This window comes from Streptomyces sp. NPDC048483, assembly GCF_040651455.1.
GTDB lineage: Bacteria > Actinomycetota > Actinomycetes > Streptomycetales > Streptomycetaceae > Streptomyces.
In genome coordinates, this window is the sequence record NZ_JBEZJZ010000186.1 from 1 (window position 1) to 9,530 (window position 9,530).

At 69.4% G+C, this 9,530-nt stretch carries 11 protein-coding genes; 1 reads left to right on the forward strand and 10 read right to left on the reverse strand.

Features of this window, described 5'->3' with window-relative positions; all coding sequences use genetic code 11:
* Window positions 1–37: 37 nt before the first annotated feature.
* The 7 genes from kdpC to AB0D04_RS41225 form a co-directional block, all read right to left on the reverse strand.
* Window positions 38–709, reverse strand: coding sequence for a potassium-transporting ATPase subunit KdpC (kdpC, locus tag AB0D04_RS41195; RefSeq protein WP_362712539.1), 672 nt, complete (start codon window positions 707–709; stop codon window positions 38–40).
* Complete coding sequence (kdpB, locus tag AB0D04_RS41200; protein WP_362712540.1) at window positions 706–2,850, reverse strand: potassium-transporting ATPase subunit KdpB; 2,145 nt, start codon at window positions 2,848–2,850, stop codon at window positions 706–708. The genes kdpC and kdpB overlap by 4 nt, the downstream gene beginning before the upstream one ends.
* The gene (gene kdpA / locus AB0D04_RS41205) at window positions 2,847–4,523 is read right to left on the reverse strand and encodes a potassium-transporting ATPase subunit KdpA (RefSeq protein WP_362712541.1); all 1,677 of its coding nucleotides are present in this window, start codon (window positions 4,521–4,523) and stop codon (window positions 2,847–2,849) included. Before kdpA ends, kdpB begins: the two co-directional genes overlap by 4 nt.
* Window positions 4,524–4,531: 8 nt before the next feature.
* Entirely contained in the window at window positions 4,532–4,621 is a 90-nt protein-coding gene (gene kdpF, locus AB0D04_RS41210) for a K(+)-transporting ATPase subunit F (RefSeq protein ID WP_046925563.1), read from the reverse strand.
* Between the two features lie 327 nt (window positions 4,622–4,948).
* Window positions 4,949–5,716: a DUF3710 domain-containing protein gene (locus tag AB0D04_RS41215; protein WP_362712542.1), complete on the reverse strand. Its 768-nt coding sequence runs from the start codon at window positions 5,714–5,716 to the stop codon at window positions 4,949–4,951.
* Window position 5,717: 1 nt separating this feature from the next.
* Window positions 5,718–6,239 carry a dUTP diphosphatase gene (gene dut / locus AB0D04_RS41220; protein WP_362712543.1) on the reverse strand — a complete coding sequence of 174 codons (522 nt, stop codon included), beginning with the start codon at window positions 6,237–6,239 and terminating at the stop codon, window positions 5,718–5,720.
* A complete protein-coding gene (locus AB0D04_RS41225; protein WP_362712544.1) occupies window positions 6,236–6,829 on the reverse strand; it encodes a PaaI family thioesterase in 594 nt (197 codons plus the stop codon). Before AB0D04_RS41225 ends, dut begins: the two co-directional genes overlap by 4 nt.
* Before the next feature lie 58 nt (window positions 6,830–6,887).
* Between AB0D04_RS41225 and AB0D04_RS41230 the strand changes: the two genes are divergently transcribed.
* The gene (locus tag AB0D04_RS41230) at window positions 6,888–7,331 is read left to right on the forward strand and encodes a DUF3093 domain-containing protein (protein ID WP_362712545.1); all 444 of its coding nucleotides are present in this window, start codon (window positions 6,888–6,890) and stop codon (window positions 7,329–7,331) included.
* An 11-nt stretch (window positions 7,332–7,342) separates the two neighbouring features.
* Here AB0D04_RS41230 and AB0D04_RS41235 read toward each other — a convergent pair whose 3' ends face one another.
* The 3 genes from AB0D04_RS41235 to AB0D04_RS41245 form a co-directional block, all read right to left on the reverse strand.
* Window positions 7,343–8,083, reverse strand: a complete 741-nt coding sequence (locus AB0D04_RS41235; protein WP_362712546.1) for a hypothetical protein — start codon at window positions 8,081–8,083, stop codon at window positions 7,343–7,345.
* Between the two features lie 101 nt (window positions 8,084–8,184).
* Window positions 8,185–8,487, reverse strand: coding sequence for a DUF4193 domain-containing protein (locus tag AB0D04_RS41240; RefSeq protein WP_016575747.1), 303 nt, complete (start codon window positions 8,485–8,487; stop codon window positions 8,185–8,187).
* A 567-nt stretch (window positions 8,488–9,054) separates the two neighbouring features.
* Window positions 9,055–9,530: HAMP domain-containing sensor histidine kinase (locus tag AB0D04_RS41245; RefSeq protein ID WP_362712547.1), on the reverse strand; the 476-nt coding region annotated here is incomplete at its 5' end.

Below are 9,530 nucleotides of genomic sequence, written 5' to 3' on the forward strand. Positions count from 1 at the left end.
GGAAATCCCCCCGGGAGCCGCCCGCTGCGCCGATCGCTCAGTCCTGGCTCTGCACCAGGCCCTTCAGCGCGATGTTCAACTCGAGGACGTTCACCCGCGGTTCACCCATGAAGCCCAGGGCGCGCCCGTCGGTGTGTTCCTTGACCAGCTGCTGCACCGTACCGGCGGGAAGGTGGTTCTTCTTGGCCACCAGGGAGGCCTGCAGCCGGGCGTACTCCGGGGAGATGTCGGGGTCGAGGCCGGAGGCGGAGGAGGTCACCGCATCCGCCGGAACCTTCGACCCGGGAACCCCGTACGTCGTGGAGACCCACTCCTTGCGTTCCTTCACCGCCTTGATCAGGTCGGTGTTGGTGGCGCCCAGGTTGGAGGCGCCGGAGACCTGGAGGTCGTACTGCGTGTTGACGCCGTTGGTCCGGTTGCTGCCCAGTCCCGCCGACGGGCGCGGCTGGAAGAACTTCAGGTCCGGGACCGGGTTCCCGGCCTTGTCCTGGCCTTTGTCGTAGCGCTGGCCGATCAGCGAGGAGCCGACGACCTTGCCGCCGGCCTTCACCTCGGAGCCGTTGGCCTTGCCGGGGAACGCCGCCTGCGCCACTCCGGTGACCACCAGCGGGTAGATGATCCCGCAGACCACGGTCAGTACGAGCAGGGCACGCAGCCCCGCCCCGATCAACCGGGCGGTGTTGCTTACGGAGTTGTTCACGGCGGTCACCCGATTCCGGGGATGAGAGAGATGAGCAGGTCGATGATCTTGATGCCGATGAACGGGGCGACCAGGCCGCCGAGTCCGTAGACGGCGAGGTTGCGGCGCAGCATCCTGTCGGCGCTGACCGGGCGGTACTGCACGCCCTTGAGGGCGAGCGGCACCAGCGCGACGATGATCAGCGCATTGAAGATGATCGCCGAGAGGATCGCGGAGTTGGGGCTGGAGAGCCGCATGATGTTGAGGGTGTCCAGGCCCGGGTAGGCCACCGCGAACATCGCGGGGATGATCGCGAAGTACTTCGCGACGTCATTGGCGATCGAGAAGGTGGTCAGGGCACCACGGGTGATCAGCAGCTGCTTGCCGATCTCGACGATCTCGATGAGCTTGGTCGGGTTGGAGTCCAGATCCACCATGTTCCCGGCCTCCTTGGCGGCCGAGGTGCCGGTGTTCATGGCGACGCCCACGTCCGCCTGGGCCAGCGCCGGCGCGTCATTCGTACCGTCACCGGCCATCGCGACCAGCTTGCCGCCGGCCTGCTCGCGCTTGATGAGCGCCATCTTGTCCTCGGGCGTGGCCTCCGCGAGGAAGTCGTCCACGCCCGCCTCTTCGGCGATGGCCTTGGCCGTCAGCGGGTTGTCACCCGTGATCATGACGGTCTTGATGCCCATCTTGCGCAGCTCGACGAAGCGTTCGCGCATGCCGTCCTTGACGACGTCCTTGAGGTGAATGACGCCCAGGACGCGCGGGCCGCGCTCGTCCTCCAGCGCGACCAGCAGCGGCGTGCCGCCGGCCTGCGAGATGGCGTCGGTGAGCTGCTGGGCGTCCTCGGCGACGGTGCCGCCGCGTTCCTTGACCCAGGCGATCACCGAACCGGTCGCGCCCTTACGGACCTTGCGCCCGTCGACGTCCACACCCGACATCCGGGTCTGGGCGGTGAACGGCACCCACTCCGCGTCCACCAGCTCACCCTGGTGGCGCTCACGCAGCCCGTACTTCTCCTTGGCGAGGACGACGATGGAACGCCCCTCGGGGGTCTCGTCGGCCAGCGAGGAGAGCTGGGCCGCGTCCGCGACCTCGGCCTCGGTGGTGCCGCGTACGGGGACGAACTCGGCGGCCTGGCGGTTGCCGAGGGTGATGGTGCCGGTCTTGTCGAGCAGCAATGTCGATACATCGCCTGCGGCCTCGACGGCGCGTCCGGACATCGCCAGGACGTTGCGCTGGACGAGCCGGTCCATGCCGGCGATGCCGATGGCCGACAGCAGCGCACCGATCGTCGTCGGGATCAGGCAGACCAGGAGCGCCAGCAGCACGATCATCGGCTGCTCGGCGCCCGCGTAGATCGCGAACGGCTGGAGGGTGACGACCGCGAGCAGGAAGACGATGGTGAGCGAGGCGAGCAGGATGTTCAGCGCGATCTCGTTGGGGGTCTTCTGCCGTGCGGCGCCCTCGACGAGGTTGATCATCCGGTCGATGAAGGTCTCGCCCGGCTTCGTCGTGATCTTGATGACGATGCGGTCGGAGAGCACCTTCGTCCCGCCGGTCACTGCGGAGCGGTCACCGCCCGACTCCCGAATGACCGGAGCCGATTCACCCGTGATCGCGGACTCGTCGACCGACGCCACACCCTCGACGACATCGCCGTCACCGGGAATGATGTCGCCGGCCTCACAGACCACCAGGTCGCCGATCCGCAGCTCGGTACCGGGTACCTGCTCCTCCACCTCGTCGTTCAGCCGGCGCGCCACGGTGTCGGTCTTGGCCTTGCGCAGGGTGTCGGCCTGCGCCTTGCCACGGCCTTCGGCGACCGCCTCGGCCAGGTTGGCGAAGATGACGGTCAGCCACAGCCAGGCGGCGATCGCCCAGCCGAACCAGTCCGAGGGGGACGTGACGGCGAAGACCGTGGTCAGCACGGAGCCGACCTCGACTACGAACATCACGGGGGACTTGACCATCACCCGCGGGTCGAGCTTGCGTATCGCGTCCGGGAAGGACTTGACCAGCTGCTTGGGGTCGAAGAGACCGCCGCCCACGCGGCCGTCGCCGGGCTTGTGCCCGCTGGGGACGTCCTGGTGCGGAGCGCGAGTCGGAGTAGCTGTCGAGCTGGAGGCCATGGAGCCGGGCCCTTCCGGTTTCACGGGGGCGGTCATGACAGTCCCTCCGCCAGCGGCCCGAGGGCCAGCGCCGGGAAGTAGGTCAGACCGGTGATGATCAGGATCGTGCCGACGAGCAGCCCGGCGAAGAGCGGCTTTTCGGTACGGAGGGTGCCCGCGGTCTCCGGGACCGGCTTCTGCTCGGCGAGCGAGCCGGCCAGCGCGAGCACGAACACCATCGGCAGGAACCGGCCGAGCAGCATGGCCAGACCGATCGTGGTGTTGTACCAGGGGGTGTTGGCGTTCAGGCCGGCGAAGGCGGAGCCGTTGTTGTTGCCGCCGGAGGTGAACGCGTACAGCACCTCGGAGAAGCCGTGCGCACCGGCACCCAGCGCCTTGGTGTTGAGCATCGAGCCCAGCGCGTCCGGCAGCACCATCGAAGCGGCGGAGAAGCCGAGCACGAGGGTCGGGGTGATGAGGATGTAGCAGGCCGCGAGCTTGATCTCGCGGGTGCCGACCTTCTTGCCCAGGTACTCGGGCGTGCGGCCGACCATCAGGCCGGCGATGAACACCGCGATGATCGCCATGACGAGCATGCCGTAGAGGCCGGAGCCCACACCACCGGGTGCGATCTCACCGAGCATCATGCCGAGCAGCTGGATGCCGCCGCCGAATGCGGTGAAGGAGGAGTGGAAGGAGTCCACCGCGCCGGTGGAGGTGAGGGTGGTGGCCACCGAGAAGATCGCGGAGGAGCCGACGCCGAAGCGGGTCTCCTTGCCCTCCATGGCGGCGCCCGCGGCCTGCAGGGCCGGGCCGCCGTGGGCGAACTCGCTCCACATCATCAGGGCGGTGAAACCGAGCCAGATGACGCCCATGGTGGCGAGGATCGCGTATCCCTGCTTCACGTTCCCGACGAGCTTGCCGAAGGTGCGGGTCAGCGCGAAGGGGATGACCAGGATCAGGAAGATCTCGAAGAGGTTGGTGAAGGCGTTGGGGTTCTCGAAGGGGTGGGCGGAGTTGGCGTTGGCGATGCCACCGCCGTTGGTGCCCAGCTCCTTGATGACCTCCTGTGAGGCGTACGCGCCACCTCCGGTCTGCTGCGTACCGCCCATGAACTGGCCGGCCTCGTGGATGCCGGAGAAGTTCTGGATGGCGCCGCAGGCGACCAGGACGAGGGCGCCGACGACCGAGATCGGGATCAGCACGCGGAGGGTGCCGCGCACCAGGTCGGCCCAGAAGTTGCCGAGGTCGCCCGTACGGGAGCGGGCGAAACCGCGGACCAGGGCGACGGCGACGGCCATGCCGGTGGCGGCCGAGACGAAGTTCTGCACCGCGAGGCCGGCGGTCTGCACGACATGGCCCATGGCCTGCTCGCCGCTGTAGGACTGCCAGTTGGTGTTGGCGACGAAGGACGCGGCGGTGTTGAACGCCTGGTCCGGGCTGATCGACGCGAAGCCGAGGGACAGCGGCAGGCCGCCCTGGAGGCGCTGCAGCAGGTAGAGGAAGAGCACACCCACCGCGGAGAACGCCAGGACGCCGCGCAGATAGGCGGGCCAGCGCATCTGGGCATCGGCGTTGGCGCCGATACAGCGGTAGATGATCTTCTCGATGCGGAGGTGCTTGGGGGAGCTGTAGACGGCGGCCATGTAGTCGCCGAGGGGACGGTACGCCAGGGCCAGCGCCGCGATGAGCGCCATCAGCTGGAGCACACCTGCGAGAACGGGGCTCATATCGGTGCTCAGAACCTCTCCGGGAAGACGAGGGCGAGGACCAGGTAGCCCAGCAGGGCGACGGCCACGATCAGGCCAACGATGTTTTCGACGGTCACAGCCTCGTCACCCCCTTGGCGACGAGAGCCACCAACGCGAAGACCGCGATCGTGACGACGACGAAGGCCACGTCGGCCATCGTGTGCTCCTAGAGGGGTCGGGAGATCAGGACTCCCAAAGCAAAGCGCCTGTCCGACGTCATATGAACGCCGTTGACGCCTCCCTTACGGCCATTAGCGCTCCGTTGACGCTTTTCTTACGCCTCCCGGCCTGACCTGCATAAACGACGAGGGGCCGTACGCCCCTGAGGGGAGTACGGCCCATCGCAACCGTCACTATCAAGCCGCCGCCCGGCGCGTTCGCGCACCGGCGGCGTTCCGGTGTGTCTAGCGGATCTCGGTGATCTCCGGTCCGCGCTCCAGACGCTCCACGCCGCCGCCGAAGCGCGATGCCTCGGCCGGCTCCTGCTGCACACCGTCCGGCACCATCTGGGCGTCGTCCGGCAGCTTCAGGACAATCGGGTCGCGCGGCGCCATCGGGGCATCGCCGCGGATGACCACGGTGTCCCGGAAGATGTGCTCCAGCACCCCGGCGGCCTGCGGCTGCACCGCGCCCTGGCCGGAGATCACGCCGCGCAGGAACCACCTGGGGCCGTCGACCCCGATGAACCGCACGACCTGCACGCCGTTCGTCCCGTCCGGCAGCTGTACGGGTACCTGGGCGCGCAGCTCCCAGCCCAGCGGGCCCTCGACCTCGTCGATGACCCCGCCCTGCTGGGTGATCCCGGAGGCGATCTCCTCGCGGACCTCGCCCCAGATGCCCTCGTTCCTGGGGGCGGCGAAGGCCTGCACCTGTACGGCGCTGTCCTGCAGCACCACGGTCGCGGCGACGATGGCGTCACCGGCGACCTCCACCCGCAGTTCCATGCCCTCGACACCGGGCACGAACAGGCCGCCGAGGTCCACCCGGCCCTCGCCGGGGTCCTTGACCTCGGACGCGTCCCAGGGGCCGTCCGGCCGCGGTGCGGGCGGAAGACCGACCCGCCGCTCGCCCGCCTCGTCCTCGTCGGCGTCGCCTGCGGCTGCCTCCTCGGCGAGCGCGGTGTCCTGCGCCGGCTCCTCGCGAGCCTCGTTCTTCTTGCGACGTCCGAACACGTCACTGTCCTTCCCGGTCGGCACCGACCGATGCGTATCCATTCCCGCCCGTGGAGCCACCCACCGCCGCATGACCGCCGGTGGAACCGAATCCCCCCTCGGCCCGCGCCGAGCCGGGAAGTTCCGCCACCTCGTGGAAGCGCACCTTCTCGACCTGCTGGACGACCAGTTGGGCGATCCGGTCATACCTCTCGAACCGCACGCTCTCGCGCGGGTCCAGATTGACCACGATCACCTTGATCTCCCCACGGTACCCGGCATCCACCGTCCCGGGGGCATTCACCAACGCCAGTCCACACCGGGCGGCGAGCCCGGAGCGGGGGTGCACAAACGCGGCATAGCCGTCGGGCAGCGCGATCGACACCCCGGTGGGGAGCACCGCGCGCTCCCCCGGCGCCAGCTCGGCGGCCTCGGTGGTCACCAGATCGACACCCGCGTCGCCCGGATGTCCGTACGACGGAACGGGCACGTCCGCATCCAGCCGGCGCAGCAGCACATCCACCGGATTCCGTACCTGACTCACGGGTTCACCTCGAAGGCACGCGCTCGTTTGACCTGGTCCGGGTCGGCCATCGCCGCCTGGATCTCCTCGGTCCGTCCGTTGTCGATGAAGTGGTCCACCTTCACCTCGATGAAGACGGCCTCCGCGCGCACCGCGGCCGGGCCGTCCGGGCCGCCTATCCGTCCGACGGCCGTCGAGTAGATCTTCCGCCCGTGCACCGCGGTGACCCGTGCGTCCAGGTGCAGCACGGTGCCCAGCGGCACCGGCCGCAGGAAGTCGGTCTCCAGCCGGCCGGTCACCGCGATCACCCGCAGCAGCCAGTTCAGCGAGCCGAGCGTCTCGTCCAGCGCGGTGGCCAGCACACCGCCGTGCGCCAGGCCCGGTGCGCCCTGGTGGGCCTCCTTGACGGTGAACTCGGCCCGTACGCTCACGCCCTCGCCGGCCCGCGCCTCCAGGTGCAGGCCGTGCTGCTGTCCCGTACCGCAGCCGAAGCACCGGTCGTAGTGCGCGCCGAGGAGCTCTCCGGGCGCCGGCGCCTCGGGATGCCTCACCGGAGCGACGGCGTCCTTCGGTGGCGTCAGCCGCGCCCTGGGTTCGTCAGTTCCACTCACGAGTGCAGACCCTACCCGCGCGCTTAAGGGGCCCGCGCCGCCGTGCCAAGCTGGAGCCATGCAGTCGTACGAAGAACGCCTCACCGCGCCCCGGTCCTGGTGGGTGATCGCCGCGCTGGTCGGTGTCGCCTGCGCCCTGATGCTTCTCCCTCTGGGGACGCTGCCGATGCTCGGCGGGCTGATCGCCGGCGGGGCGCTCGCGGCGGTGGCGGTGAGCTCGTACGGCTCGGCGCGGATCCGGGTGGTGGGCGACTCGCTGATCGCCGGCGACGCGAAGATCCCGGTGGCGGCGCTGGGCGAGGCACGGGCGCTGGACGCCGACGAGGCGCTGGCCTGGCGTACGCACAAGGCCGATGCGCGGGCCTTCATGCTGCTGCGCGGCTACGTCCGTACCGCGGTGCGGGTGGAGATCACCGACCCCGAGGACCCGACGCCGTACGCGTACCTCTCGACGCGCGAGCCGGAGCGCCTGGTGGCGGCCCTGGCAGCCGTACGGGCCTGACCGGCGCCGGGTCAGCCGGCCAGGAGGGACTCGCCCGGCCCGTCGTCCGGGAGGGCGTCCCACGGGACCTGTCGGGTGCGTAGGTCCGTGCAAATCCGCTCCGCGAGCTTTCGGGTGTCGCGCCGGTTCATGAGCGCGCCCACCGTGGCGCCCACCAGGAACGGTGTGAGGTTGGGAAGGTTGCGCAGCGTGCGCTTCATGATCTGCCGGCGCAGCTCGCGGCGCATCTGCGCGCCGAGCGCGCTGTCCAGCGTGCCGGGGTCGGTGATCTCGATGCCCCGCTCCTCCGTCCAGGAGGTCAGCGTGGCCATCGCCCGCTGTCTGCGGTTCCCCGGAGGCCGCAGGCCGTAGACCTCGTGCAGCTCGGCGATCAGCTTGAGCTCGACGGAGGCGACGCCGACGATCTCGGCGGCCAGCTCGTACGGCATGGCGGGCGGTACGGGCAGCATCGCTGCCGCGCCCACGCCCGCGCCGACGGTGGCGGTGCCCCTGCAGGCGCCCGCGACCAGCTTGTCGGCCAGTTCCTCGGGGGTCAGGCCGGGAAACTGTGCGCGCAAGGCGGCAAGGTCGCGGACCGGGATCCGCGGGGCCGTGGCGATGATCCGGTCGGCGATGGCAGCGAGCATGGCCCGCGCGCTGACGCCGCCGTATCCAGCACCCCGTACAGCCGTGGCCACGAGCGAGGCCGTGCGGCCCCGCTCCTGCTGTGCGCCGGTCCGCTCCGGGGGAAGGGCGGTCGGGTCGGCGGGCACGGGCGCGGTTTCCTCGCGTGATCGTGCGCCGGCCGCCAATCCTTTCTCGCCCCTCGGGCCCTTACGGAACGGGTTCACGCCTGCCACGGCGCCGACCGTTCTCAGGCCGCGCAGTCGCGGCAGATCGGGTTGCCGTTCTTGTCCTCGGCAGCCAGCTGGCTGCGGTGGTGCACCAGGAAGCAGCTCATGCACGTGAACTCGTCCTGCTGCTTGGGCAGCACGCGGACCGCGAGCTCCTCGTTGGACAGGTCCGCGCCGGGCAGTTCCAGTCCCTCGGCCTGCTCGAACTCGTCGACGTCGACGGCCGAGGCGGACTTGTCGTTCCGCCGCGACTTCAGTTCCTCGATGCTGTCCTCGTTGAGGTCGTCATCGGTCTTGCGTGGGGTGTCGTAATCCGTAGCCATTTTCGCTCTCCCCCTCTGGGTGTCTGCGGTGTCTCAGCGCTCGTAACGCGTGAGAGGCCGGACTTGTGCCCGACCTGAGGCGGAGATTTTGCCTCACATCAAGGTCTGTTACTCAATCGACACCCAACCGCACCCCTGAAGAGGTGATCGGTTTGGATGGCGATCAGGACCGTACACGGTCCGAAAGTCGCACCTCGCGCAGCCCACCACGTGTACTTCCCGTGATCAGGCCCCCTGAAAACCCGGATTTTCCCGGCTTTCTACCAGGCATTTTGATCACACACCGTAGATGGCCGGAAATTCGCGCCTGTGAGGGATCACACACGCTCAGGGCGCCGGGAGGACTGGATGAATTCCGCGCAAAGCGAACTCGGGCGAAGGATCCTTTGTCACTGGCCTTCTCGTCAAACCGGAGGCGGGACGCTGTACGGCCGCCCGGCGGGCGATCATGGGCACGCATGTCCGAAACCACCCGCAAGGCCGCCCGACGTCCCCAGCGGCCGCACAGCCCCACCCACGGCCCCACCGGACGCCGGGCGGCGATCGCACGGCATCCGGCAGCACGCCTCAGAGCGGCAGTACGACCCGCATCACCAGCCCGCCGCCCTCGCGCGGCTCGGCCGTGATGCTGCCGTCATGGGCGCGCACCACCGAGCGCACGATGGACAGGCCCAGGCCCACGCCCTTGTCGCTGCCGGTCCGCTCGGTGCGCAGCCGCCGGAACGGCTCGAAGAGGTTCTCGATCTCGTAGGCTGGGACGACCGGACCGGTGTTGGCGACCACCATGACCGCGCAGCCGGTCTGCGGCTCCGTGCTGACCTCGACCCAGCCCTCCTCGGGCACGTTGTAGCGCACCGCGTTCTGCACGAGGTTCAGCGCGATGCGCTCCAGCAGGACGCCGTTGCCCTGGACGAAGACCTGCTGGCGGACCCCGCGGAACCCCACGCCCTTGGAGTGCGCCTCCTCGCGGGTCTGGTCGACGGCCTGCGAGGCGACCTCGGACAGATCGACGGGCTTCTTGTCGACGACCTTGTTCTCGCTGC

Bases quoted from the DNA above. Each gene is read 5' to 3' on its own strand.
- AB0D04_RS41230 (WP_362712545.1), top strand. From the start codon at position 6,888: ATGCAGTCGTACGAAGAACGCCTCACCGCGCCCCGGTCCTGGTGGGTG.
- AB0D04_RS41240 (WP_016575747.1), bottom strand. From the start codon at position 8,487: ATGGCTACGGATTACGACACCCCACGCAAGACCGATGACGACCTCAAC.
- kdpA (WP_362712541.1), bottom strand. From the start codon at position 4,523: ATGAGCCCCGTTCTCGCAGGTGTGCTCCAGCTGATGGCGCTCATCGCG.
- kdpB (WP_362712540.1), bottom strand. From the start codon at position 2,850: ATGACCGCCCCCGTGAAACCGGAAGGGCCCGGCTCCATGGCCTCCAGC.